At 45.7% G+C, this 25,418-nt stretch carries 22 protein-coding genes, 1 rRNA gene and 1 pseudogene; 12 read left to right on the forward strand and 12 right to left on the reverse strand.

Annotated features, from left to right (window positions below; all coding sequences use genetic code 11):
* Window positions 1-192: 192 nt before the first annotated feature.
* Window positions 193-2,007 (forward strand): ABC transporter ATP-binding protein, encoded by a 1,815-nt coding sequence (locus H6F52_RS04490; protein WP_199300388.1) that lies wholly within the window; start codon window positions 193-195, stop codon window positions 2,005-2,007.
* A gap of 152 nt (window positions 2,008-2,159) precedes the next feature.
* On the opposite strand, the gene H6F52_RS04495 is transcribed toward H6F52_RS04490, so the two are convergent.
* On the reverse strand, window positions 2,160-2,663 hold the full coding sequence (locus H6F52_RS04495) for a pentapeptide repeat-containing protein (RefSeq protein WP_190532294.1): 504 nt from the start codon (window positions 2,661-2,663) through the stop codon (window positions 2,160-2,162).
* Between the two features lie 141 nt (window positions 2,664-2,804).
* Between H6F52_RS04495 and H6F52_RS04500 the strand changes: the two genes are divergently transcribed.
* Window positions 2,805-3,203: a DUF4112 domain-containing protein gene (locus tag H6F52_RS04500; protein WP_190532254.1), complete on the forward strand. Its 399-nt coding sequence runs from the start codon at window positions 2,805-2,807 to the stop codon at window positions 3,201-3,203.
* 52 nt (window positions 3,204-3,255) lie between these two features.
* Here H6F52_RS04500 and H6F52_RS04505 read toward each other — a convergent pair whose 3' ends face one another.
* Window positions 3,256-3,675, reverse strand: a complete 420-nt coding sequence (locus tag H6F52_RS04505; RefSeq protein ID WP_190411505.1) for a peptidylprolyl isomerase — start codon at window positions 3,673-3,675, stop codon at window positions 3,256-3,258.
* Window positions 3,676-3,930: 255 nt separating this feature from the next.
* Here H6F52_RS04505 and H6F52_RS04510 point away from each other — a divergent pair, with 255 nt between their 5' ends.
* Entirely contained in the window at window positions 3,931-4,761 is an 831-nt protein-coding gene (locus tag H6F52_RS04510; protein WP_190532257.1) for a helix-turn-helix domain-containing protein, read from the forward strand.
* Between the two features lie 2 nt (window positions 4,762-4,763).
* Here H6F52_RS04510 and H6F52_RS04515 read toward each other — a convergent pair whose 3' ends face one another.
* A complete protein-coding gene (locus H6F52_RS04515) occupies window positions 4,764-5,750 on the reverse strand; it encodes a site-specific DNA-methyltransferase (RefSeq protein ID WP_190532260.1) in 987 nt (328 codons plus the stop codon).
* A 126-nt stretch (window positions 5,751-5,876) separates the two neighbouring features.
* Between H6F52_RS04515 and H6F52_RS04520 the strand changes: the two genes are divergently transcribed.
* Window positions 5,877-6,329, forward strand: a complete 453-nt coding sequence (locus H6F52_RS04520) for a hypothetical protein (protein ID WP_190523878.1) — start codon at window positions 5,877-5,879, stop codon at window positions 6,327-6,329.
* A 30-nt stretch (window positions 6,330-6,359) separates the two neighbouring features.
* On the opposite strand, the pseudogene H6F52_RS04525 reads toward H6F52_RS04520, so the two are convergent.
* Window positions 6,360-6,986 (reverse strand): annotated as a pseudogene (locus H6F52_RS04525) (TenA family transcriptional regulator).
* Window positions 6,987-7,254: 268 nt separating this feature from the next.
* Here H6F52_RS04525 and H6F52_RS04530 point away from each other — a divergent pair.
* On the forward strand, window positions 7,255-10,413 hold the full coding sequence (locus H6F52_RS04530) for an MFS transporter (RefSeq protein WP_190532263.1): 3,159 nt from the start codon (window positions 7,255-7,257) through the stop codon (window positions 10,411-10,413).
* A 106-nt stretch (window positions 10,414-10,519) separates the two neighbouring features.
* Here the strand turns inward: H6F52_RS04530 and H6F52_RS04535 are convergent, their stop codons facing one another.
* Both H6F52_RS04535 and H6F52_RS25985 read right to left on the reverse strand, forming a co-directional pair.
* Window positions 10,520-10,801, reverse strand: coding sequence for a hypothetical protein (locus H6F52_RS04535; protein WP_190429356.1), 282 nt, complete (start codon window positions 10,799-10,801; stop codon window positions 10,520-10,522).
* Between the two features lie 30 nt (window positions 10,802-10,831).
* Entirely contained in the window at window positions 10,832-10,957 is a 126-nt protein-coding gene (locus H6F52_RS25985) for a hypothetical protein (RefSeq protein WP_277881897.1), read from the reverse strand.
* Window positions 10,958-11,014: 57 nt separating this feature from the next.
* On the opposite strand from H6F52_RS25985, the gene H6F52_RS04540 reads away from it, so the two are divergent.
* Both H6F52_RS04540 and H6F52_RS04545 read left to right on the forward strand, forming a co-directional pair.
* Complete coding sequence (locus H6F52_RS04540) at window positions 11,015-11,572, forward strand: Uma2 family endonuclease (protein ID WP_190411498.1); 558 nt, start codon at window positions 11,015-11,017, stop codon at window positions 11,570-11,572.
* Window positions 11,573-11,615: 43 nt separating this feature from the next.
* Window positions 11,616-12,740: a THUMP domain-containing protein gene (locus H6F52_RS04545; RefSeq protein ID WP_190532298.1), complete on the forward strand. Its 1,125-nt coding sequence runs from the start codon at window positions 11,616-11,618 to the stop codon at window positions 12,738-12,740.
* Window positions 12,741-12,791: 51 nt separating this feature from the next.
* Here H6F52_RS04545 and H6F52_RS04550 read toward each other — a convergent pair whose 3' ends face one another.
* Both H6F52_RS04550 and H6F52_RS04555 read right to left on the reverse strand, forming a co-directional pair.
* The gene (locus H6F52_RS04550) at window positions 12,792-14,732 is read right to left on the reverse strand and encodes an ABC-F family ATP-binding cassette domain-containing protein (RefSeq protein ID WP_190532266.1); all 1,941 of its coding nucleotides are present in this window, start codon (window positions 14,730-14,732) and stop codon (window positions 12,792-12,794) included.
* Window positions 14,733-14,987: 255 nt separating this feature from the next.
* A complete protein-coding gene (locus tag H6F52_RS04555) occupies window positions 14,988-15,845 on the reverse strand; it encodes a prohibitin family protein (protein ID WP_190532269.1) in 858 nt (285 codons plus the stop codon).
* A gap of 92 nt (window positions 15,846-15,937) precedes the next feature.
* Here H6F52_RS04555 and H6F52_RS04560 point away from each other — a divergent pair, with 92 nt between their 5' ends.
* The gene (locus H6F52_RS04560) at window positions 15,938-16,819 is read left to right on the forward strand and encodes an alpha/beta hydrolase (RefSeq protein ID WP_190532271.1); all 882 of its coding nucleotides are present in this window, start codon (window positions 15,938-15,940) and stop codon (window positions 16,817-16,819) included.
* On the opposite strand, the gene H6F52_RS04565 is transcribed toward H6F52_RS04560, so the two are convergent.
* The gene (locus H6F52_RS04565) at window positions 16,816-17,439 is read right to left on the reverse strand and encodes a 2OG-Fe(II) oxygenase (protein ID WP_190411493.1); all 624 of its coding nucleotides are present in this window, start codon (window positions 17,437-17,439) and stop codon (window positions 16,816-16,818) included. The two genes, H6F52_RS04560 and H6F52_RS04565, sit on opposite strands and share 4 nt — an antisense overlap.
* 197 nt (window positions 17,440-17,636) lie before the next feature.
* On the opposite strand from H6F52_RS04565, the gene H6F52_RS04570 reads away from it, so the two are divergent.
* The gene (locus H6F52_RS04570) at window positions 17,637-19,928 is read left to right on the forward strand and encodes a DNA phosphorothioation-associated putative methyltransferase (RefSeq protein WP_190532273.1); all 2,292 of its coding nucleotides are present in this window, start codon (window positions 17,637-17,639) and stop codon (window positions 19,926-19,928) included.
* A 131-nt stretch (window positions 19,929-20,059) separates the two neighbouring features.
* Here H6F52_RS04570 and H6F52_RS04575 read toward each other — a convergent pair whose 3' ends face one another.
* Entirely contained in the window at window positions 20,060-20,632 is a 573-nt protein-coding gene (locus H6F52_RS04575) for a hypothetical protein (RefSeq protein WP_190532277.1), read from the reverse strand.
* Window positions 20,633-20,647: 15 nt separating this feature from the next.
* Here H6F52_RS04575 and H6F52_RS04580 point away from each other — a divergent pair, with 15 nt between their 5' ends.
* The 3 genes from H6F52_RS04580 to H6F52_RS04590 are packed head-to-tail and all read left to right on the forward strand — an operon-like array spanning window position 20,648 to window position 23,230.
* Complete coding sequence (locus tag H6F52_RS04580; protein ID WP_190532280.1) at window positions 20,648-20,968, forward strand: nucleoside triphosphate pyrophosphohydrolase; 321 nt, start codon at window positions 20,648-20,650, stop codon at window positions 20,966-20,968.
* Between the two features lie 24 nt (window positions 20,969-20,992).
* The gene (locus H6F52_RS04585; RefSeq protein WP_190532283.1) at window positions 20,993-22,141 is read left to right on the forward strand and encodes an acyl-CoA dehydrogenase family protein; all 1,149 of its coding nucleotides are present in this window, start codon (window positions 20,993-20,995) and stop codon (window positions 22,139-22,141) included.
* Between the two features lie 3 nt (window positions 22,142-22,144).
* Complete coding sequence (locus H6F52_RS04590; RefSeq protein ID WP_190532286.1) at window positions 22,145-23,230, forward strand: nucleotidyltransferase domain-containing protein; 1,086 nt, start codon at window positions 22,145-22,147, stop codon at window positions 23,228-23,230.
* 42 nt (window positions 23,231-23,272) lie between these two features.
* On the opposite strand, the gene H6F52_RS04595 is transcribed toward H6F52_RS04590, so the two are convergent.
* Window positions 23,273-25,120 (reverse strand): caspase family protein, encoded by a 1,848-nt coding sequence (locus tag H6F52_RS04595; RefSeq protein WP_190532289.1) that lies wholly within the window; start codon window positions 25,118-25,120, stop codon window positions 23,273-23,275.
* 190 nt (window positions 25,121-25,310) lie between these two features.
* A 5S ribosomal RNA gene (rrf, locus tag H6F52_RS04600) occupies window positions 25,311-25,418 on the reverse strand; the annotation flags it as partial.

Consider the following 25,418-nt stretch of genomic DNA (forward strand, 5'->3'; position numbering starts at 1 on the left):
AAAATGGTTGATACTTTGCTTGCTACTGCACTTGATTTAGTCAATCCAAAACACCTACGCAACTGGTTCACAAACTGCTGCTACTGTACTTCATGAACTTGCAATCTGCTGTATCAGAGAGTCGTGGGATGTCAGATGGATAATTGTTACAGTGGTTAAAATCTGGTGTAACTATCCTCGCGTACTCTCATTTTGTCTCGTAAAAAATCCCGCAATCAATTCCAAAGCAGGCAAAAGGCGCATCCCCTCAAGCGTCTGATTGACTATGGACGCAACTATCGTGCCCAAATTTGGCAGGCGACTGTTTGCTCAATTCTCAATAAAATCTTTGACTTAGCCCCACCCGCCTTAATCGGTGCAGCGGTGGATGTGGTGGTGAAGCAACAAGACTCAGCGATCGCTCAATTTGGCGTCAAAGATGTTTTTTGGCAACTCTTGATCCTGAGCTTCCTCAGCTTCATCATCTGGGGACTGGAATCTATTTTTGAGTACGCTTATGCCCTGCTTTGGCGCAATCTCGCCCAGGATATTGAACACGACTTGCGCCTGGATGCCTACAGCCATATCCAAGAACTGGAACTGGCTTATTTTGAAGAGCGCAGCACTGGCGGTTTGATGTCTATCCTGAATGACGATATCAATCAGCTGGAACGCTTTTTAGATCGGGGAGCGAATGAAATCCTCCAAGTAGCGACAACGGTGGTAATTATTGGCGGTGCCTTCTTTATTTTGGCTCCCAGCGTGGCTTGGATGGCGATGCTGCCGATGCCGTTTATTCTGTGGGGTTCGATTGTCTTTCAGCATCGCCTTGCCCCCCGTTATGCTGAGATTCGGGAAAAAGTCAGTCTGCTCAACAGTCGCCTCTCGAATAATTTGAGTGGGATGACGACGATTAAAAGCTTTGTCACGGAAGACTATGAAGCGAGCAGGATGGCAGTCGAAAGTGAGGCTTATCGACAAAGTAACCGGAGAGCGATCGCGCTTTCATCCGCTTTTGTCCCCTTGATTCGCATCATTATTTTAGTCGGATTCACGGCAACGCTGTTAATCGGCGGTATGGACGCCGCTGCTGGCAGATTGTCTGTGGGTACTTACAGTGTATTGGTATTCCTAACCCAGCGATTGCTCTGGCCTTTGACGAGATTGGGAGAAACGCTCGATCAATATCAACGGGCAATGGCTTCTACAAATCGGGTGATGAATCTGCTGGATACACCGATTGCGATTCATTCGGGACACATTTCCTTACCCGTCGCTTCAGTGCGGGGTGAAATGGAATTAAAAGATGTCACTTTTGCCTACAATGGGCGAAATCCAGTCATTCAAAATCTCTCTTTACACATTCCCGCAGGTAAAACAATCGCCATTGTCGGTTCTACTGGTTCGGGCAAGAGTACCTTAGTGAAACTGTTGCTGAGGTTGTACGAAATTCAGTCGGGAACGGTGACATTGGATGGGATTGAATTACGCGATTTGAAATTAAGAGATTTGCGTTCCTGTATTGGTTTAGTCAGTCAGGATGTCTTCTTATTTCACGGCACGGTGAAAGAAAATATCGCCTACGGCAGTCCTGATGCAACTGAAGCTGAGGTAATCGAAGCGGCTAAAATTGCCGAAGCTCAAGACTTTATCATGCAACTTCCCCAAGGTTACGACACGATTGTGGGTGAGCGGGGGCAAAAGTTGTCAGGTGGGCAAAGACAGCGGATTGCGATCGCGCGTGCCGTTTTGAAAGATCCGCCGATTCTGATTCTGGATGAAGCCACCTCCGCCGTAGACAATGAGACAGAAGCAGCCATTCAGCGATCGCTAGAACGAATTACCGTCAATCGCACCACGATAGCGATCGCTCATCGCCTCTCCACCGTCCGCAATGCTGATTGTATCTATGTGATGGAACAAGGCTTCTTAGTAGAGCAAGGACGACACGAACAACTATTAGAAGACCAAGGAATTTATGCCAGCCTTTGGAAAGTGCAGACAGGCATCAAAAATGGAAAAATTTAGTCGTTTTTTCCTTCTATTCAATCCTCGTGAACAAGCTTTACCTAGCCACGAAAATATCTAGACTGCTGCTAAATTAAAGCCTCTCTCATAAGAGGAGAGAGGCTTGGAGAGAGGTCAAAAATATACTGCACCCAACCGAGACTATATCTTTCTCATCCTCTTTCATCGCCTTGCTCATTAAATCTAGCACCGAGAACTTTTAGGCTTCTGCGCTGCTGCTTTGTTAAGCCAATTCCTTCTCCAAAATGGCAATCCTGTACCACCGCACCTGACCATATTGTTTCATTAAGAGTTGCCCCTCTCAAATCAGCATTTCTCAAATCAGATTCAGTAAAATTGGCAAATAAAAGGTCGGCTTCTAATAAACTGCTTCCTCTCAAATTTGCCCCTGATAAATCACCCCGGATGAAGTTAACGCCATCTAACTTCAAGTTAGATAAATCCGCTCCCCTAAGATTCGGGAACTTCACGCGACTTGTATCTCTAAAAAAATGCATTACGCAAGCTACATTTGCTTCTGTTAATGGCATTTTAGTTAAAAAATCAGCATAACGCGCTATCCCCAAGTCTTTGAGACTCTGCAAACGTTTTTGGGGATTTTGTGCCAGAAATTGAGTGCAAATAAAAAGAAGGTCTTGCGTTGGGGAGTTCAGCATGGCTTCAGATAAAGGAATCTTAAAATTAAACATCTCTGACTTTAGGCAGACAGTTCCACTAACTTTAGGATGATTCCAGAAAAGAAATTTTCCTTCTCACGGTATAAGATGCAGCGGATTCCTCGTGCAAAAATTAGAAATATGAACACACTTGAACGTCTCGAAAATCTCAACCACATCCGCAGACTTAGCCGCTTGATGGATAATGCAATCCGAATCCCAGGCATCGGCTTTCGTATTGGTTTAGACCCAATTATTGGTCTGATTCCAGGTGCCGGAGATATCATCAGCACCGGGTTTTCGGCTTACATCATCTATTTAGCCGCCCGCTTCGGCTTACCGCGTGAAATCCTACAAAAGATGATATTTAATATTGCCTTAGAAGCCACAGTCGGCTCGGTGCCTTTGGTGGGAGACTTGTTCGATGCATACTACAAGTCAAATATCCGTAACTTGGCGCTTTTAGAGCAACATCTTCAGGTGGCTGAACCCGAACTGAATGAAGTTACCCCTCTTGAGACTGTAACGAGCATCAATTGATAGTAACGGAGCCGGAAGGAAGCGCTTCCTTCCGGCTAAAAAGCCATTTAGACTATCGTTCAATCTTGACAGAAAGAATTTTGTCTCCCTGACGAATCGCATTGACTACATTCATGTCTTCAGTTTTACCAAAAACTGTGTGTTGTCCGTCTAAATGGGGTTGAGGAGCGTGACAGATAAAGAATTGACTTCCACCCGTATTGCGCCCCGCATGAGCCATTGATAAACTTCCTGCCTGATGCTTATTGGGGTTAATTTCACAGTTGATTTTGTAACCTGGACCACCTGTTCCCGTTCCCTGCGGACAGCCGCCCTGAATCATAAAGTTAGGGATGACTCGGTGGAAATTAAGACCGTCGTAAAACCCTTTTTCAGATAAGTCAACAAAATTTTTCACCGTGTTCGGTGCATCTTTATCAAACAGCTCCAAATTGATTGTGCCTTTGTCGGTTTCCATAATCGCGCGAGTCATAGTTTCTCCTTTTCTAATCCCTTCGGATGATTGACAGTTGATGTGGCTTTGTTGTGGCTAGGAATATGCCACAAACCAACCATTTTAGAATAAAAACACTCTTTATTATTTTTATCAAATTCCCAAGTGCGATCGCTCGAAGACCACTACAACTAAAATCCCGTAAACGTACTTTCAGTGCGTGTACTTACCGAATACTGCCTCCTACGATTGCAAGACGAACTAAGTGTTCGTTTTTGAATCAGATGGAGTCTTATGGATCACGAAGCGACTCGACAACGCTTTGCTACTAGACTACGTAACATCCGAGAAGAGAAGGGTATTACACAAGAACAATTAGCAGAGTTTATAGGCAAGACTACCGAACACGTTAGCTTCTTAGAACGTGGTGAGCGATCTCCATCATTTGAAGTGATTCTAGACCTTGCTGATGCACTCGGTGTGCCAGTCTCTCATCTAATGAATATTGATCAACCAGACGATAACACTGATCTGATCGCTACGCTGATAGCTGCGCCAGTTCCTTCTTCTCTTGTCGAGCCAGTTGAAGAACCAATTACTACTGAGAATGAACGCCAATCAAACCTTGACCGTCTACAATCTGCGTTTGAGGGCATCCAAGAGATGCAGCAGCTTGCAAATGAATATGGAATTACTGATATTTTTCAGGACAATGGGGGAAAGGTTCTACAGGTATTGATTCTTTTAGGGTTACGCATATCGCCAGGTCGGGAAGGGAATGATGCAACCGATGCTGAAGGGAATGAGTACGAATTAAAAACAATAAACCGCGCACTCAATAAGAATGCGGGTGTTACTACACACCACCATCTTAATAAAGAAATTCTTAAAAAATATCGCTCTGTACAAGCATGGTATATCGCTATTTATGAAAGTATAAACTTAATGGAAATTTACAAGGTTCTTCCATCAACACTTGAACTAAAATTTAAAGAGTGGGAAGTAAAGCTTGAGAAACAAGAATCAATCAATAATCCCAAGATACCAATGAAGTTAGTTAGACAGGGTGAGCTTGTGTACACTAATCGCAACAGCCCACCCAGACAAACTGAACTACCTCTTTAAATTCATATTCCTAGATTAAGCTGGACAGACTGTTTAATATTGATCGTCTCTTGTCCCGCAAGAAGATTTTCAAATGCCTTTGAAGCAGCCTCAATATTTTCGTTAGGATCTAAAAATCTGAAAGCAGAAGCCGCTAAATAAGACGGATTTTGCTCAAAAGCAATCCAACGCCGTTGTAAAGCCTCAGCCGCCGCGCCAGTCGTATTCGAGCCAGCAAAAATATCGAGGACTGTATCTCCTGGCTCGGTGAGGAAGTTAATAAAAAACATCGGCAGTTTTTGAGGAAACCGCGCTGGATGTGCAGCAATTCCAACGGCTTTGCAAAGTTGAATGTATCGAGAATTGCTTTCAGTATTAGGAATTTGCAACAAGTTGGAAGGAATGGCACCGCCGTTATTAGTAGCAAATCCTGTACCGATATCATGACCTGAAGGGCGTTCTTTGGGTTTATAGTATTTTTCAGGATTCTCGTGTAGCTTTTTCATTCGTTCTGAATAAGGAACCAGTACGTTACTCACATTCGCTTTAGGATAGTCAGTTTTTGACAACCACCAGACAGTATTGACAGAATCCTTCGCGCGGATCTTACGTTTATTCACCCATTCAATCGGCGAAGGTAACTTAGAAGGGTTGTGCCAAAAAAACTCCTCAGCTAAGCGAAAATCTAGCTGATCGCAGAGTTTAATTAAAATCCGGTAATTGTAGAGCGATCGCACTGGACGTTTACTTTGATAAGCACCACCCAGATCGATGACAAAACTTCCCTGCGGTGATAATACGCGATGCACTTTTCGACAGAAGGCAAATAGCCAATCGATATAGGCTTCTTGCTCAACATTTCCATAACTCTTTTCGCGTAGCAAAGCAAATGGAGGAGAGGTCATTACTAGATCGATTGAGTCAGATTCAAGGCAATCTAGCAATTCAAGCGAGTTACCAATATAGGCAGCGCCGTAATTTGTAGCGTACAAAGGTTTCTTTAGATTCATCGCTGCCATTTTTCACGAATACTTTCAAAACAAATTGTATAATTAAATCAATTCTCAGCAAATACAAGCTCTTTATAGCTTGTATTACGTTATAAATAACATAGGCGTAAAGTAAGAGGTCACAATATGAACAGAGATAATCCAAAAAAGGGAAATAATCAGGAGAAAAATATTGCCTCTCCTTCACCTAGCGAACCAAAACAGGTTCCTCACACGATTGATATAGATGGGAAGCGTCCAATCGCGCCAGATAATATTCAGATTGAAGACACTCTTGACGTAGATGGACACCGACCGATTACCTCTAGTAATCTTCAGTTTGAGGACACTCTTGACGTAGATGGACACCGACCGATTGATCCAAGCGATATTCAGGTTCGTGAAACCGTGGACATTGATGGAAAGCGCCCAATTACTTCAAATGATTTTCAAGTTCAGGGCACTGTTGACGTAGATGGGCACCGTCCAATTGGCTCTAGCAATCTTCAGATTGATGAGACAATGCATATAGCTGGAAACCGCCCAGTTGCTTCAAATAATCCGGACGATCTTGATATTACAAACGATTACATGGATTAGCCTTTATAGGCTTCTTTTTACCCTTTTCATCTACGGTGCTGCATTAAAAGCCATCTGCCAGAAATCCTGCTCTAATTCAGCCACCTTTAAAAAGGCTTCTTCGACTTGATGCTGAACGGTTTCTGATGCAGTTTGCAGCACTTAATCTGCTTGCTGTTCCAAGAGTTTTACATATTCCGTAAAACCTGGATTTCCCCAGCGGTCGGCAAACTCGGTATAGGGATCTGGCATGACTCCTGGTAATTGCCAACCTTGATTGTAAGCAAGCTCAATTGCCCATAGTGCAGTCGCTTGAACTGGGTGTGGCATTGCCGAAAGACTGTGCATATAATCACAGTATTTTGTGCAAGTTGGTTGTTTTTGGGTATTGAGATTCAATTGTCGCTCAGAGGCTTTTGCTTTAAACCAGTTGAGTTCATCTTTCAGTGCGACTAATCCACCCAGAATGACATCAAAATGAGCAGGTGGTGCAACTGCCAAAATTTGTGCCACCATCCGCGTGAACTCTACTACAAAAAGAGAATCTTGTACCAGCCAGGTGTTAAATTGCTGCGGCTGAATAGTTCCTAATTTGCACTGCATTAGGAAAGGATGCACCGTTGCTTGGTGCCAAACTTGAGTATGTTTTTGAAGAAGTTGTTGACAGCTTAAGGTCATCTCTATTTTAGATTGTGGATTAGCAGTTGATTGAGATGTTGAGTATTAATACTTAAGTTTAGTGGGTTTTAGCGATCGCCTTCTTGTTTAATTTCTTAACTTTACTCAGAGCTAATTTTCAGACTTTAGAGAGAGTTATTCTCCAAAGCTTTTTATCCACATTGAGTATAGAGGATTAGGATAGAACGTTACACAAATATACACAAAAGTGTACTCAGAACGCAACCTCTCATAGAGGTAGTCTTTCGACTTTGAAGGCGTAAATACCATGTTTCAAAGTGTAAAAATGATGCTGGATTTGTCCAGCACACAATTTTGTCTTGCCAAAATTCCAGTGGCTCCGAGTGGGATTCAAGCCGCGAATACCCCCATAAAAGAGGCAACACTTGTTTTTTCAAGTCCACCGTTTTTTGTTGCCTTGATTGCCGGAGTATTAATGGCGTTTGCTTTCCAATTTTTGTTAACCAATTTCTCAATTGCTGCTGGGATTTCATCCGCAGAGAATCCCTTAGATGCGGATGATGATGATACAGAGACTTGGGGCGAAAAAGTTCGTAGCATTGAATCTAAGGTAGGAATTTGGACATTATTGACGGTCAATATTGCCATATTCATTGCTTGTTTTCTGGCGGTGAAGCTGACTCTGATTAGCAGCGTCATTTTGGGTGCAATCACTGGCGTCGTGATTTGGTCAGCTTATTTTTTGCTGCTCCTTTGGGTGAGTTCTACGGCGGTGGGTTCCTTAGTTGGTTCGGTCGTGAACACTGCGGGTTCAGGGATGCAAGGGGTGATGGCTACAGCCAGCACTGCGCTTGGTGGGAGTGCGATAAATAGGCAGATTGTTTCTACTGCTGAAGCATCCGCCGCCGCCGTTCGCCGGGAATTGAGTTCGTCTCTCGATCCGGATAGCTTGCGAGAAACAATTAAGGATTACTTTACAGATTTGCAACTGCCAAAGCTAGACATCAATAAGGTTCGCAGCGACTTAGAAAAGTTACTTAGCGATGTTGATGTGAAATCTATTGCGGGGAATGACGTTTTACGCAATGTCAATCGCCAGACTTTTGTGGATCTAGTGAGTAGCCGTAGTGATTTCTCTAAGCAGGATGTTAATCGGATTGCGGAGCAATTGGAAGTTGTTTGGCAGAAGATATTAGGTCAACAACAGGGAACAGAAAAACCAACGGAAACAGATCCGCAGGTTGAATTACTCAACTTTCTGAAACAAGCCGCTCCAGAGGAGTTGAAATCAAATGAGCTTTCTGCCAAGCTTTCTCAACTTGTTGGAGTTGGACAAGGCAAATCGGAGCGCAGTCATGGCAATGGCTTGATGGAACACTCCATGCAGTTGGGTGTAACTGCGTTACTGGGAGAAGTCATGAAGCGGACGGATCTCTCCGATTTAGATGTGGAAAAAATTTCCAGCCAGTTGCAACATTTGAAAGAGCAAGCAACTGAACAAGCTAAAACGGTTGGGACAAAAGTTGCCGATAAGGTGCCTGCGCCATCTTTTAGCACGATTAAAGCGGATGTAGAAAACTACTTGCTAAATTCCAAACCTTGGCACTTGAACCGAGAAACGATTAAGCAGGAATTTAGAGAAGTTATTTACGATTCGGATGCAGCTCCTGGAAAAGTTCGGCAGCAGATCGAGCAATTGAATCGGGACTATTTTGTGAGGGTGCTGGAATCACGGGGTACTTTCACCTCGGAACAAGTCGCGGATATTGCCGAGCAGATGGATAGTATTCGGCAAGAAGTTTTTGAAACTGTCCAGGGTGCGGAATCTCAAGAACAGTCGCAAGACCTTCGCGATCGCGTCGAACATTATCTGCACTCGACGGGGAAGGAAGAACTAAACCCAGAAGGCATTGAGCGCGATTTCAAAGCACTTCTAGAAGATCCGGATGCTGGAATTGATGCTTTAAGCGATCGCTTATCGCAATTTGACCGCGATACTTTAGTACAACTCCTCTCTCAACGGGAAGACTTGAGTCAAGAGGAAGCCGATCAACTCATCGGTCAGTTGGAAAGTACGCGCGATCACGTCTTGTCTCAAGCTCAAGAATTGCAAGATCGCGCTAAATCTGAAGCCGAAGGACTGTGGCAAAGGGTAGAATCCTATCTGCGCGATACTCACAAAGAAGAACTGAATCCTGAAGACATCAAGCGAGAGTTGCAAACGCTTCTCAATGACCCTCAGGCAGGACTTGCCGCACTCCGGACGCGACTTTCTCACTTTGACCGCGATACGCTGGTGCAATTGCTCAAGGGACGGGGCGATTTGAGCGAAGAACAGATCGATGGAACAATCCATCAGATCGAATCAGTGCGAGAGACTATTCTGCACGCACCGCAACAATTAGCCGGTCAAGCGAAGGATCGCTACGACCAAGTGACGAACCAGATTGCTGAGTATCTGCGAAACACCAACCTGGAAGAACTCAATCCGCAAGGCATCCAGCAGGATTTGGCAAAACTCCTGAATGACCCGAAAGAGGGAAGTTTGGCCCTGGGAGAACGGCTGTCTCACGTCGATCGGGAAACCTTGGTGAAGCTGTTGAGTCAACGAGAAGACTTGAGCGAAGAGCAAGTCAATCGGGCAATCGATCGGGTGCAAGAGGCGATTCACAGCATTGTCAAAGCCCCGCGCCGCTTGGCAACCCGTGCTAGGGATACGGTTCGGAATTTCCAAACTGATTTGGAAGATTACCTGCGGAACACTGACAAAGAAGAACTCAACCCGGAAGGCATCAAACGCGAGTTGCAATTAATGCTCAACGATCCACAAGCCGGGTGGAAGAATATTCGCGATCGCTTCTCTCATTTCGACCGTTCTACCTTTGTTGCACTCCTATCGCAACGGGAGGATATCTCAGAGGAGGAAGCCAACCGGATTGTCGATCAAATTGAATCGGTTCGCCATCAGTTTGTCGAACAAGCGCAGAATGCTCAGCACAAAGTGCAATCGGTGCTTGACGGAGTTTTTGGCAAGATTCGCAATTACCTCAACTCCCTGGATCGTCCAGAACTCAATTACGAGGGAATTAAGCGCGACTTCCGCAAATTGTTCGACGATCCGCAAGCTGGATTTGACGCGATGCGCGATCGCCTGAGTCAATTCGATCGGGACACGTTGGTGGCGCTGTTGAGTTCCCGTGAGGATATTTCCCAAGCGGATGCCAACCGACTCATCGACCAGATTGAAGGGGTGCGCGAGAGTACGATACACCGCGCTGAACGCTTCCAGCAGGAAACGAAACGACGCATCAAAGACCTCAAGCACAAAGCGAAGCAGCAAGCTGAGGAAACCCGAAAATCCGCTGCAACCGCTGCTTGGTGGCTCTTTGGAACCGCGCTAACTTCCGTAGCAACCGCAGCGATCGCTGGAGTCGTCGCTGTATCCGGTTTCGCTTTCTTTAGCTAAAGCTTTAACGATTTCCAAGCAAATTAAGCCTCCTTTTCAGGAGGCTTTTTCTTATATTTTGCATCCGGCTCAATACTTTCTCTGGAAAAGCTTGAGATTTCCCAAGTCATCGCCGCCGGTTTGTTCGATTGATCAAACCGAGAGCGGCTGCCAAGAGAGCTGAGCCGATAATTGACCAGATAATCGGGAAGGATTTCCCTCCAATATTGAGGGCAAATATCACCGGAAGATTAAACTCTTTGGCTACCCACAATCCAATGTATGCACCGATAATCCCGACAATTATCGAGAGTAGACAGCCCCCTGCCGAGTAACCCACTAACGCTTGCCCAGTGCCGCCGCAGAATGCAGCAATGACCAACAATACCAGAAACTCGATCGGCGTCATTGTTCCTCCAGTACAGGAGTGATGGAACTGCTAATAGGTTCGCACAACTCGGTGCTTTTTCAGGAAAGTTGTGAATTCAGAGCGATCGCTCTCTAAAATCTCACTCATAGCTTGCTCCGACTCCAGCCAACCGGCAACTTCCAGATTTAAACTCAAGGGGAGCGCTTTTGTACCATAGATTTATTAGCCCATCCACTTGGATAACTTATAGTCATGGTAGGCACCGGAACCAAACTCACATTACAGGAATTTCTAGCTTTACCTGAAGGAGATGTAACCTATGAGTTTGTAGATGGTCAGGCAGTGCCTAAAGTGTCTCCTAAGCTTTTTCATTCTGTACTACAGTCAGCTTTGTGGGTTCTCATTGGTGCCTGGTGTAAAGGACGAGGACGAGTTGTTCAAGAATGGGCAGTGCTGTTGAAACGTCATGGTCAAGACTGGGCACCTATACCCGATTTGACTTACATTTCTTACCAACTCCTACCCGCGAGTTGGAAGCGTAACGAAGCCTGTCCTGTCCCTCCCGAACTGGTAATCGAGATTATTTCCCCAGACCAAACCCTGAAAGAATTTGAAAATAAAGCGAAAGACTACTTTGACGCTGGTATTTTAAGAGTCTGGGTTGTAGATCCTGAAGCGATGAATATCCGGGTATTTTTCCCAGATGGATCGAGTCAAGTCTACACAGATACGATGCCCATTGTGGATACCCTGCTTCTAGGTTTGGAACTAACACCCAGACAGATTTTTGAACAAGCAGAACTGATTTAATGGTTCCACTGTTACAGATGCTATAGATGCGATCGCTCTCATGATGAATCACTACTTTGCCACAGTTGCCCGTGGTCTAGAACCTATTGCTGCTGCTGAACTGGAACGTTTAGGGGCAAAGGAAGTCCGTCCTGATTTCACTGGAGTGCATTTTGTTGGCGATAAAGCATTGCTATACCGGGTGAATCTCTGGGCAAGGACAATTTTTCGAGTCCTAGTCCCCATCCATGAATTTGCTTGCTATGACGCCCAGATGCTCTACCGGGAGGTGCAAAAAATCTCCTGGCTTGACTATCTACATCCCAACAACACCCTAGCTGTGGACTGTACAGGAGGCAATCAAAAACTTAACCACACCCACTTCACGGCTTTACAAGTTAAAAACGCCATCGTAGACCAACAGCGCCACCAATCCGGTCACAGGTCTAGCGTTGATACCGAAAATCCAGATGTGCGGATTAATGTCCACATCCATCAAGACCGTTGTATTTTAAGTTTAGACAGTTCGGGTACTAGTCTCCACCGCCGGGGATATCGACCCGCAATGGGGCTGGCTCCGCTTAAGGAGACTCTAGCGGCTGCTATCCTCGACATGGCAGAGTGGGATGCGAATCTTCCCTTTTTAGACCCCCTCTGCGGCTCTGGAACGCTCCCCTTAGAGGCAGCTTTAAAAGGTTTGAATATTGCCCCCGGATTATTTCGCGAAAATTTTGGCTTTTTCAGTTGGCTGGACTTTGATGAAGCTCTGTGGGAAGAGATATGGGCGGAAGCCGAACAAAGCGAAATCTCAGACTTAAAAGCACCAATTTGGGGGAGCGATAAAGACCCTGATATCCTAAGCCAAGCTCACACAAATGCCCATCGGTGCGGCATTGCAGATAAGCTAACGTTTACGCAAACCGAATTATCCCAATTGGAAGCACCCGCAGACAGCGGCGTTCTCATCTGTAATCCGCCCTACGGAGAACGTCTGGGAGATGAGAGAGAATTGGGCGAACTCTACAAAATGCTCGGTGATGTTTTCAAACAACGCTTCAAAGGTTGGACTGCCTTTGTTTTGACCGGAAACAAAGAGTTATCAAAAAGAGTAGGACTCAAAACATCTCGTCGCATTCCTGTTTATAACGGTTCTTTAGCGTGTACCTTGCTCAAGTACGAATTGTATTAGAAATTAAAGCCAGCGGAGCATCGAAAGCATTCATCTTTCTCCCCGATTCTGTTAAGACTCAATCTCAGCGAGTTCCATCCAGCGTTCAGTCGCAGCATCAATAGCCTGAGTTAAAGTTTCCACCTTTTGATAGAGTTCCCCAACTTGGGCGACTTTACCAGGAGCCGCATTATAAAGCGCTTTCTCTGCCTCAGCTTTTTCGGTTTCCAATTGAGCAATCTTGCTTTCAAGTTTCTCAAACTCGCGCTTTTCCCAAGTTGAAAGCCTACGCCGTTTGTTGTTATTGTTACTAGAGGGTTGTGGCTCTGCTGGACGTACTTGGGGCTGCACTGACTTTGAGCTATCCTTAGCATTGGCAGCTTCGCGCAATGCTGCTTCTTCTTCGGCTTTCTTGTAGTCCAAGTAAACTGAGTAATTACCTGGATATTGGCGCAGATTGCCACCCTCTTCAAAGGAAAATATTTTGTCTACGGCGCGGTCGAGGAAGTAGCGATCGTGGGAGACACAAATCATACAGCCGGGGAAATCTTCTAGATAGTCTTCTAAGACCGCTAAGGTTTGAACATCTAAGTCATTGGTTGGTTCATCAAGAATGAGAACATTAGGCGCACTCATCAAAACGCGCAACAGAAATAGGCGACGTTTTTCCCCACCAGAAAGTTTATGAATCGGGGCATATTGTTGATTGCCAGGGAATAGAAAACGCTCCAACATTTGGGAAGCCGTAATCTGAGTGCCATCGGCAATTTTGAGATATTCTCCAACTTCTTTAATGTAGTCAATCACTCGCAGATTTTCATTCAATGCAGCGAGTAATTCTTCAGAGTGTTGGTTAAAATAGCCAATGTGAATGGTAGTGCCAATGTCAACGCTTCCAGAATCCGGTTGAACGCGCCCAGTGATAATATCCATCAAAGTCGATTTGCCTGCACCATTGCCACCGATAATTCCGATACGATCTTCGGGACTGAATTCATAGGTGAAATCTTTGATTAAGGTGCGCCCATCGTAGGCTTTAGAAATATTAGTTAAATCAATAACTTTTTTGCCAATCCGACGACTCAGAGTGGAAATATCGACTTTGCCCTGAGTTTGTTTGAACTCAGTTGCTTGCATCTCGTGGACGCGATCGATCCGAGCTTTCTGCTTGGTACTCCGGGCTTTTGGTCCTCGCTTCAACCATTCCAACTCTCGGCGAAGTACTCCCTGATGTTTGCGCTGACTGCTGACAGCAGACTCTTCAGCGAGGGCTTTTTTCTCCAGATAGTAGGAATAGTTACCCGCGTAAGTGTAGAGGTCGCCTCGGTCGATTTCAAGAATTCGGTTGGTGACGCGATCGAGAAAATAGCGATCGTGAGTGATGAGCAGAATTGCTCCTCGATAGCGGTTCAAATAGCTTTGTAACCACTCAACAGATAGGGCATCTAGATGGTTAGTTGGTTCATCCATCAGCAACACTTCGGGTTCTGAAAGCAAAGCGGTTGCCAAAGCAATTCGCTTGCGATAGCCGCCGGATAGAGTAGCAATTTTGGCGTTAAAATCTTCAATTCCTAGCTTGGTGAGGATGATTTTGGCATTTGTCTCCAGTTCCCAAGCACCAGTAGCATCCATGCGTTGCATGACCGTAGAGAAGCGGGACATGAGCTGGCTATCTTCTCGATTGTGAGCCAGTTTGTCTGACAGTTCTTCATATTCGCGGACAAGGGACATTTGCTCCCCGCTATCGGCAAAGACTTGCTCTAGAACGGTGAGATTTTCATCTAAGTCGGGTTGCTGAGGTAAGTAAACAATCCGTACTCCTGAGTTGACTAAAAGTTGACCGCCATCAATCGGTTCTAGTCCGGCTATCATCTTCAACAGCGTTGATTTTCCAGAGCCGTTGGTGCCGATTAGTCCGACTTTATCTGTGGGATCTAGGCTAAAGTTGGCATCTTTTAAAATTTCTTTGATACCAAAGTCTTTTTTAACTGATTGCAGTGTAAATATGCTCATATCATTCTCAACTTTGTTTGGAGGGAGTAGGTGTTGCCCGTGAGTTGCCTAAATAGAGGGCGAAGCATTTGGGAGTGCAATTTCTTGGAGTGTGTTTGGGTTTATTTCCCGAATGCTTCGCCCCTACAAAACCATCTATGTAGGGGCGAAGCATAAGCATAACTGAGCGTAACGATGTGTTAGCTGGCAACCCTTAATTTTATTCGCTCATGGTTCGCCTTCTTAATTCTGACGAGGCGAATCTACCCCCTAAAACTATTGATGGGAAGTTGCATCCTGAAGATTACCCAGGTTAAAGAGAAATGGGATACTGCTATTAGAGTCACCACCCGTGACGAGAACTTTTGGCATTTGGGAACCTCCTTGTCTCCACGCTTCGATCGCTTCTTTCTGAAGAACTAGCCCACCCCCTTGTTGCTTTAGGGTTTCAGCTAGGAGTCGTTGAGCCTCAGCTCTACCTTTAGCACGATTGATGTCTGCTTGGGCTTCTTGTTCAGCTTCTTGCGCCACATAGACTGCTCGTTGTGCCCGCTGTTCGGCGATTTGTTTTTCTTCAACTGCTCTCGCAAACTCTGGGGAGAAAGTTAGGTCAACTACACTAGTATCTAGCACGATAATTCCGTACTTATCTAACCGTTGACCCAAGGCAGTATCAAAGTCTTGTTTCAGTTCCTCTCTTTTAGTAATTGCTTCTTCAACGGTTCTTCTAGCAGCTGCTACTTTAAAAGATTCCTGAGTCTGCGGTGCAATAATTTTTGACACGATATTTTCTAAGGTTCCTTGTTTCCTTCTCACCTCAACGACTTGGGTAGGATCGAGGCGAAAGTTGATGGCAAATCTAGCAGTGAGATCCTGTAGATCCTTGGTAGAACTCTGTGCCGGAACTTCAAATTTTTGCACGGTCAAATCATAGATGTCTACGACTGATATCAGTGGTGGTTTGAGGTGGATGCCCTCTAGCACGGCTCCATCCCTCGCTTTCCCTAAGATGCTGATGACTCCTGCCTGACCTGGGTTAACAATTACAAAAGAATTGAGACTAATGAAGAGGACTAAGGCAGTGATAATCCCTAGAATTGATAATTGTAAATTCTGCGCGTACTGATTTTTCAAGAGCCGATCTCCTTTTGTTTTGGTGTGACTCAGGGGTTATGGTCTGCTACCTCTACTTCTGTATCACCCTTCTCCACGGTAAACTAAAACTCATGTTTACCCGTTTTCTACCATCCGCAGCCCAAGCGCTGACAGAATCCACCTCGATAGCCCTAGCAGAGAGTATCGAGCAGACTGCGATCGCAACTCCTCTCTCGCAACAGGCGATCGCTACCACCTACGTTCATCAGGGTAGCGGCGGAACGCCCATCCTGTTGCTGCATGGCTTCGATAGCTCTATATTCGAGTTCCGTCGCCTCCTACCACTGCTGGCAACCCAGAATGAAGCGTGGGTTGTGGATTTGTTGGGTTTCGGCTTTACCGAACGACCGGCTGGACTCCCGTTTAGCCCAACAGCCATTAAAACCCATCTCTACTACTTCTGGAAAACGCTGATTAACCAGCCAATCGTTCTCGTGGGAACTTCAATGGGGGGTGCAGCAGCAATTGATTTTACCCTCACCTACCCGGAAGCGGTGCAAAAGCTGGTGTTGATTGATAGCGCTGGTTTCGCTAGTCCCCCCAACATCGGCAGGTTGTTGTTTCCTCCCATCAGTAACCTGGCGACTTCATTTTTGCGAAATCAGAAAGTGCGCGATCGCATTTCACGCAGTGCTTACCACGATCAAAGCTTTGCCTCTCTCGATGCTTTACGGTGTGCGGCGTTGCACCTCGATCTCCCCAATTGGCATGATGCCCTGATTGCCTTCACTAAAAGCGGGGGGTACAACTTTTTGAGCGATAAAATTGCTCAAATCGACAAGCCGACACTGATTCTGTGGGGACAGTTCGACAGGATTTTAGGGACGGCTGACGCAGAGAAATTTAAAAGAGCGATCGCGCTTTCTCAACTCATCTGGATCGAAAATTGCGGTCACGTTCCTCACTTGGAACAGTCCCAAATTACCGCCCAGCATATTCTAGAATTTTGCTAAATTTTTAGCTTTTCCTTCTTCTTTCCCTTTGACTTAATTGCCCTCGATTCAATCGTAAACTCTGGAATCTCTTGGAGTTGGGCTTCACACAAGCTGTACTGCTCGCAAACCAAACTCAGGCGAAACCCTGAACTGGTGACTTGATTCACTGAATGAGTTAAATCGCCCTGAAAATCTAGCAGCGTGTTGGCTTGAGGGCGAATTTGTCCTACATTGCGCTTCTGGCAGCGTAACACTAACTCTCCTCCCATCAAATCCCGTGGCACTTGAACATAGAGGACACTCACCCAGGCTGGCGGTTCGATACTCTTGCAGTAAGAGCGCAGACTGCGGTCAATGTGGGGATCGACGCGAGAACCCTCCTTCAGCATCAAAGGATTGAGATAGAAAGCATTACACTTCGGGTGCAAAGCCACGTTGAGATAAGGTTTGAAAAAGGGAAAACTTCGTTCAACTTCGCTCAAGCCCGAACGCTGGAATACAACCGAAAATCCCTTAGTGCCGATAAAGTCGCGGTTCAAGTTGTTAACCGCAAAATAGGGACACGCGAGAATCTGCCCCTGCAATTCGCTGAGGTAGTCAGGCTCAAAAACTTGGTGCTGTAGGCGGTAGTAGCTCAAGAAACTCTCAGAAAATGAAATGTCCTTCTGTTAGTTGTATCGCTTGTTGCACCTTGTTGTGTATATTCCACCGCCCCATCCCGACTATTTCAAAATTAAGTAAATTATTTTTACAGAAATGAGCAAATCAGCAATTTAGGAATTAATAGGTTTACTCTACTTTGTATCCATCATTGTTTCAGGGAAATGGTGCGACCATGATGCTGAACCCATACAGAGTAGAAGAGTGGGATGCAAAGCTATTTCTGAACCGCTGCGCTAAAACACATCACCGTCAAGACATTCTCCTCTACCTTGCTGTTAGCAATGATTGTTCCCACCTGGAAAACTTAGCCGCCGAAGTTCACAATAATCTTCCGGGCTGGTTTGACAGCGACAAGCCGATTTTATTGGGCGCGAACGACCTGAGTGTCATTGTCAACTGCTGCCAACAAAGCCCCATCGGTAAATTGCTGCCGGGTGCCCTCTACGTTCATGTGTCAGCACTTTCTCAACTCGACCCTCTGCTGAGGCTCTACGAGGGCTATGCAAGACGAACAGTAGGACGTATTGATGGCGCTACCCTAATAAAATTCAACATCGAGCAGCCTAAAATCTCTTACTTGTTTTATCCTGACTTTGATACCGACCCTCATCCCGCCTTGCAAGCTAGCATTCAGATTGATGTTCGGGACGGGAGTTCAACTTACCGAGACTACAGTACTAGCGACAATCCCCCTGTCCTCCACCGCAAAGAAACCTTTGTCACCCCCGATTATCCCCACTACGAAAAATTCGCCAACCTCACTCGGCAAGAAGAGAAATTGCGGCTTTTAGACAAAACCCGTGGCATTGGAACGCTTCGGGGTTGGTTAGAATGCTTACAAGATTATGGTGTCGAAATCCAGGGTCATCAAGTTATTCGGCGGCAAGTTGTAGAGAACTTACATCCAACCTCTCTACATTCGACACTGCCTAAAATAGAGCGTCACAAAGCTGCAATTGCTCGTAAAAATCTTTCTCGCCCCGTGCGTCTCGCTTTAGAAGCTGGCTTATTTAGTGAAGATAGCACTTTCTTTGACTATGGTTGCGGCTACGGAAGCGATATTCAGCACATAGCGGAAAAGGGCTACACCAGCGCTGGATGGGACCCTTATTACTCTCCGGATACCCCCCGCACCACCGCTGATATTGTTAATCTCGGTTATATCATCAATGTTATTGAACGCACAGATGAGCGTCGAGAAGCATTATTAAACGCCTGGGAGTTAACAGAAAAAGTCCTAATTGTTGCTGCACTGGTTTTAATTGATGACCGAGGAACGGGTCAACTTGCCTACGGCGATGGGGTGATTACTCGCCGCAATACTTTTCAGAAATACTACGAACAGGAAGAACTGAAAATTTATATTGACCAGGTTCTTAATGTTAATGCGGTGCCAGTTGCATTAGGCATTTACTTTGTTTTCCGAGATGAAAGGCTTGCCGAAGCTTACCGCGCCTCTCGCTTTCGTTCTCGCGCCACAACTCCCAGAATTCGTGCCAACATCAAGCGATTTGAAGATTACCAGGAAATGCTGGCACCGCTGATGGCGTTTGTCACCGAACGCGGTCGTCTGCCTGTCAAAAATGAAAAACCAGAATTGGAGAATTTGAGGGCTGAATTTGGCGGGTTTCGCCGTGCCTTCCAGGTCATTTTACAAGCAACCGACCAAAAAGAGTGGGATGCGATCGCTCAAAAACGCCGCTTAGACCTTTTAGTTTATCTCGCGTTAGGCAAGTTCAATCATCTGAAGCTCAAACAAATCTCCCCAGAAGTCCGTAACGATATCAAATGTTTATTTGGTAGCTACGACGAAGCCTGGGAATTAGCTGAGGAAATGCTATTTAGTCTAGGCGATCCCGGTGTAATTGCCCACTGCTGTCAACAAAGCTTGGTTGGCTGTACCAGTGGTTTTAAATACGCACCTCTCTATCCTAGTTCCTTCATGGTTCATGTCTCAGCTTTTTCCGAACTCGACCCGTTGCTGCGCCTCTACGAAGGCTGCGCTAGTCGTACAATTGGACGCATGGATGAAGCCACACTAATTAAATTTCACACCTACAAACCAAAAATCTCATATTTGTTCTACCCCAATTTCGATACCGATCCTCATCCGGTTCTGCACACCAGTATGCAAATCGATCTGAGAGATTTGAGTGTCAGCTACCGGGATTACGAAGATGATGTTAATCCACCAATCTTGCATCGAAAAGAAACTGTTATCACCCCCGATTATCCGAATTATGAAAAGTTTTCCCGGCTCACTCAACAGGAAGAAGACTGGGGACTTTTAAATGATGAACAGACTATTAAAACACTTAAGAATTGGCAACGATGCTTAAAGGCAAACTGCTTAGAAATAGAAGATTATTGTCTTTGCTGGCGTAAAGACGCCGATCCGATTCGGGTTCAGGAACTAACAGCAGTTCGTGCAAAAAGGAAAAATACAAAAGTAACATCTTTTTAAACGCAAAGAGCGCAAAGGTTAACCCTGATGTACTCAAAGATTTTTGTTTTCTTTCCTTGGAGTAAATTCGCGCTTTCCTTGGCAAAACTTTGTAGTTAAAAAAAATTCATTAATTTCAATTCAAACTAGCTTCACAATTCTTTTGCTAACTGAATCCAATGTTCAATTCCCTTTTGTGTTGGTTGCCCCGATGCTGTGAAGGTTCTGATGTCTCTCTTGTGTTGAAAACCATAACTGATATGAATTGGTTTATCTACTCCATAAAAGTATAGAGAATCAAATGGTAATTTTTGACTTAATATCCAATCGATAACGCGATCGCTACCTGAACTAACGATCAAAAAATCGCAAGCAGCGCCTAGTCGTTTACAGTAATACTTACCATTCTTGTTCATTTCATGCGCCATATGCTGGTCGAGTTCCGGCGCAACTCGACCATTTTTATGACCTGTTTCTGGGTCTTTTTCATCTAGGTATCTTTTTAAGTGCTTGGAACAAAAGCCATAAGTTAGGCGGAAATTATTAACGCCGAAATAGTCAATAATTGGATCCAAGATAAGTTGATTTAGCTTTTGTAATGCAGGCAGCGTTTCTTCTGGATTTTGGGGAAATGGATAAATTTTAGATGCGTACTTTTGATAAGTCTGGGTACAGGTGCAAAAATCCTCTAAAGTAAGGTATTTTCCTAGGGAAACTTCTTTCATAGTTGAGGAACTATAGTGCATCAAGAGTACAATAAGCTGGTACGCGATCGCATTCCCGAAATCATTCACCAAGCAGGGCGAGAGTGCAAAGTCCAGGTAATGACAGAAGCAGCGTATCACCAAGCATTGCGAGATAAACTCATCGAAGAAGCGCAAGAAGCCGCTGAAGCTACTGCTCAAGACTTAGTGAAAGAACTCGCTGACCTATACGAAGTCATCGATTCCTTGTGTGCAGCTTGTCAAATAGAGCGTTCCTCAATTTTGGCAGAACAAGAAAAACGACGTTCAGAGCGAGGTGGCTTTGACCAGCGCTTTCGATTATTGTGGACTCAGTAGCCGCGAAGTCGATACGGTAGAGGTATGGATAACCCGCTACACCTGCTAGACATCGCCGAGTCTTATCTAAGAAAATCGGTTGCACCATTAGCCACACAGATAGATGGCAGCCCAGAAGCACTACGAGAGGCGCTTAAAGGACTTGGCGAACGTTCTTTACTGGCGTTGCGAGTTCCCCAAGAGTGGGGTGGTTCCGAAGTCAGTGAACAGACTTTTCGGACTTTTCAAGAGCTAATTGCAAGATATTCCGGTGCTTTGGCATTCTTGCAGACTCAACATCAAAGTGCCGCTGGGATGCTTGTCGCCAGCAAAAATTGTTCTCTTAAATGCCAGTATCTTCCCCGTATGAGCAACGGGCAGATTTTAGTCGGTGTCGGCTTCTCTCAATTGCGGCGGCAGGGCGACCCAACTGTGAAAGCCTTTCCGGTAGAAGGGGGATATCATCTAGAGGGACAAGTGCCTTGGGTTACGGGCTGGGGCTTGTTTCAAGAGTTTATTGTCGCCGCAACACTCCCCGATGGGGGCGCAGTCTTTGGCATTGTGCCCTTTGTTACCAAGTATCAGGAGATGGGGGGTGCAATTACATTTACCCAGCCAATGCAACTGGCAGCAATGACCTCAACCAATACTGTCACTGCAAATCTTACCAGTTGGTTTTTGCCTCAAGAGCGTGTTGTCTCTATCAAGCCTGCGGGTTGGATTCACGAAAACGATTTGAAGAATGTCCTTCACCAAGGCTTTTTTGCTTTGGGATGCGCTAGAGCTGGACTTGATATTCTGGAAGCTGCCGCTCTAACCAAGCCAAACGCCTTTATTTCCAAAGCTTTTAAGTCACTCAACCGGGAACTCACCGCCTGTAGCACTGCCATCAGACATCCCCCTAAACCCTTTGCAAATCGTCTGCAAATCCGAGCATGGGCGATTGATTTAGCTGTGCGGTGTGCCCATGCTGCCGTTACCGTTTCCCGTGGTGCCGCCAACTACAGCCACCACGCAGCACAGCGAGTTTACCGCGAGGCACTGGTGTTTACTGTTTCCGGTCAAACTACGGCTGTCATGGAGGCGACGCTCAACAGGTTGGTGCGTTCAGAATCCGCACTTTCTCTCAGCACTGAGGAGACTCAGCCTGGGACCGACAAACAGCAACTTGAAACTTATTCCTCATCCGATTAATCTATGAATCGCCAAGAAGTTGAAGATAGAACGATTCTGATTGCTTTGACAGGTTCCAGGGGCTACGGTTTAGCGACTGAAACCTCAGACTATGACTATCGCGGTATTTTTGTAGCAACTAAGCCTTATTACCTGGGATTTTCTCAAATTGAACAAAAGGATAGAGGTTGGACAGAAGAGCCAGGGAAAATTTCTTATCTCACTAAAGATACTTGTATTTATGAGCTGAAAAAATTTTTAGAACTGTCTGCCGACAACAACCCAAATATTTTAGAGCTTCTCTGGTTCAAAGATTATGTTCTTTTAACTGAAGTCGGTAATACCTTGAGACGCCATAAACAAAGGTTTCTGTCAAAAAAGGTGAAGCACACTTATGCGGGATACGGTTATGCCCAAATAAAAAAATTAGAGTCTCACCGCCGCTGGTTACTCGAACCTCCAACCAGACAACCTGAGCCAGAAGACTTTGGATTAGAGCCTGCCCAAGCGCTGACGGTGGGCGAAATCCATGCGTTTCTAGAATATCTCTACTTGTTAATTAGAGACCGAATTCAGTTTTTGGAAGAAGCGCAGGAACTTTATAATTTGCTAACTGCCGAAATTGATTTTAAGGGAGTATTGAAGCAATACGCTTTACCAGAAGAACCGCTGGAGTACACCCGGAAACTTACCAACAGCTCGGAAGAATTTATTAAACTGCTGCAAAAAAGTCAGCAGTTTCAAAATGCCCGACGAGAATACGATAACTACCAACAATGGAAGAAAAATCGCAATCCCGCACGGGCAGTGATGGAAGCTAAAGTGGGGTATGACTCTAAATTTGCGATGCAGGCTATCCGGTTATTAAGAACAGGTATGGAAATTTTAGAGACACAAACCTTAATAGTCGATCGCCGGGAAACCGGAGATGCACGGGAATTGCTAGCCATTAAAAACGGCGAGTATCCCTATGAAGAAGTCATGGCGATCGCTAACAATTTGTACAAAGGACTCGATGAAGCCTACGCTAAATCTACCCTGCCTAGAAGTGTAGATAGAGAAGCAATTAATCAACTTTGTATTGATTTAGTGGCAATGCAAGGGTGGTAAGGCTAATAGCGGACAACGTTTTGTCTTTTGCAAATTTGGCTTTTACTTTGTACCTTGTACCTTTTTTTGCCACTGGTCAATTGCCTTCTGGGCAGTCGTATAGGTAGGTGTGTCTTTCGGGACTAAAGCCGCTGTCTGAATGGCTTCTTTAAGCCTTCCATCAGAGGCGCGAGTCTGCGCTGTCTGATAAATCGTTTTGCTCCACTGGGCAATTAACTGTTGTGCCTCGGTATATCCAGGCTGATCGGGGGGTACTTTGCGAACAGCGGCGATCGCGCGAGTGTAAGACGAAGCTTGTCCGGGTTGAATTAATCCTTGAGCAGATTGGAGAAGGATTTTGTTGGTTCGCTGTTGCTGTGCTTTTTCACGCCAGCTGGCGATCGCTCCTTGAGCTTCCTTATAAATGGACTGATTATCCTCTGGAACCAGTCGTGCCGCCGCGATCGCCTTATCAAACTGCCCTTGTTTTGCCCGCCCGTTAGCTAAATCCAAAATCACACCGCTCCAGCGTGCAATGTCTTGCTGTGCCTGTTCGTAGAGAGGTTCGCCTGGTTTTATTTTCTGGGCTTCTGCGATCGCCTGACTAAACTGAGAAGCTTGATTTGGGACGATCAAAGTTCTTGCTCTATCCAACACCGCTTGATTCGCCCCAGCTTGGTTCTCGCTGCCCCCCACTGCATTCTGGGATTTGGAACCAGACGAAGCTGACTGTAACGATACAGCAGTCGGTGTGGTGCTACCAGGAGTGGCATCCGTTGAAGTATTTATTGCCTGCTGACCGATAAATGCGGCTCGGTTCCGGAGAAATACTCCCCCGATCAATGCCACTATCAGTGCGATACCACCGCACCACAAAAGTAGATTCAACCACCAGGGTGTGTCATCTACAAGGGTAGTAGATGACACACTTGTCTGGGGGACGATAGCACCTTGACCAATCCCTGAGCGGATGCCGGAAGGGTTATAGTTTGTCTCCGATCCTTTAGAAGTCTGCTTCTGGGTCAAGGCGGCTGCACCAGCTACGTTATTATGCCCCACCATACCCGGAGTAGCCTCCTGACGATCCATTCCGACGTTGTGCATACCAGAAGTGGAAGCTACTGGAGGTGTATCTGAAGCTAAGGTCGCATTCCAGTTCATCACTCCGTTCGGGAGGAGCGTTGGGAGTTTGTAGTTACTTGCCGAAGAGGGTATTGCACTCAAGGGTATCTGAACGGGTCGCCAGTGGTGTTCGCTCAACTCAGGCAGGTGCGATCGCAGATAACGCTCCAGACTCTCCAAATTCTTGCCTTGGTTATATCGCAGTCCTTCTAGCAGTACTGCTGTAAATAATCCATGACCCAGTGAGGACGCTTCGTAAGAAAATTGATCAACTTGGCAGGACAGGACTGTGGCAATACCCATTGTTTGGGCTAATTCCAAAGTTTGCGCCCCTACCTTTGCACCTGCTTGACCGCCCTGACTGCGGTTTATATCTAGCAGCACCAAAATATTTTTAGCCGCCGACTCTTTGAGAGTGGTAAAGAGCGATCTTACAGATATACCAGTTTCCGCTATTTCATCTGGGTCTCCTTGACTGGGCATTAGGTAATCCTCCCCGTCGAAGGTTACTCCATACCCACTGAAAAAGAACCAGAGCGAATCATCGACGTTTACTGGCGCATGGCACCACTCATCAAACCAATCCAGCAGGTTTTCCTTAGTAGGGTAAGTTGACTGATCGCTAATCGGCGGTGAGGTGTCCGTTAACAGCAGACACTCGTCTGCTGACCATCCAGCTTCGTCAACCAGAAACTGCCACAGCGTCTGTGCATCCGCTTGGGCATAGCTTAGAGGCTGGAAAAACTGATATTGATTGATGCCAATTGCGATCGCCCAGTGATTTGCCATGACCCATGCCCCAGATATCTATTAGAGAGGGTAGCCCAAAAATAGCATTTACTAACAAGCAAACTACAGGAAACGGCTTCTTTTGGCAATTGCACAGTGGAAACAAAGCAGTTTGCATTAGCTCAATCCTATAATAAAGGGTCGCTCTTGAAGAGCGACCCTTTATTATAGTCAATCTAACTAAAAATCAACCTGGCACTGAGCTATTTTCCCAGGCAGTCACCCACCGAGTATCTTCGCCGCAGTTGCGTTTCACCTCCGAGTTCGGGATGGAGTCGGTGTGGTTCCACAACGCTAG

This window comes from Coleofasciculus sp. FACHB-542 (assembly GCF_014695825.1).
Taxonomy (GTDB): domain Bacteria; phylum Cyanobacteriota; class Cyanobacteriia; order Cyanobacteriales; family FACHB-T130; genus FACHB-T130.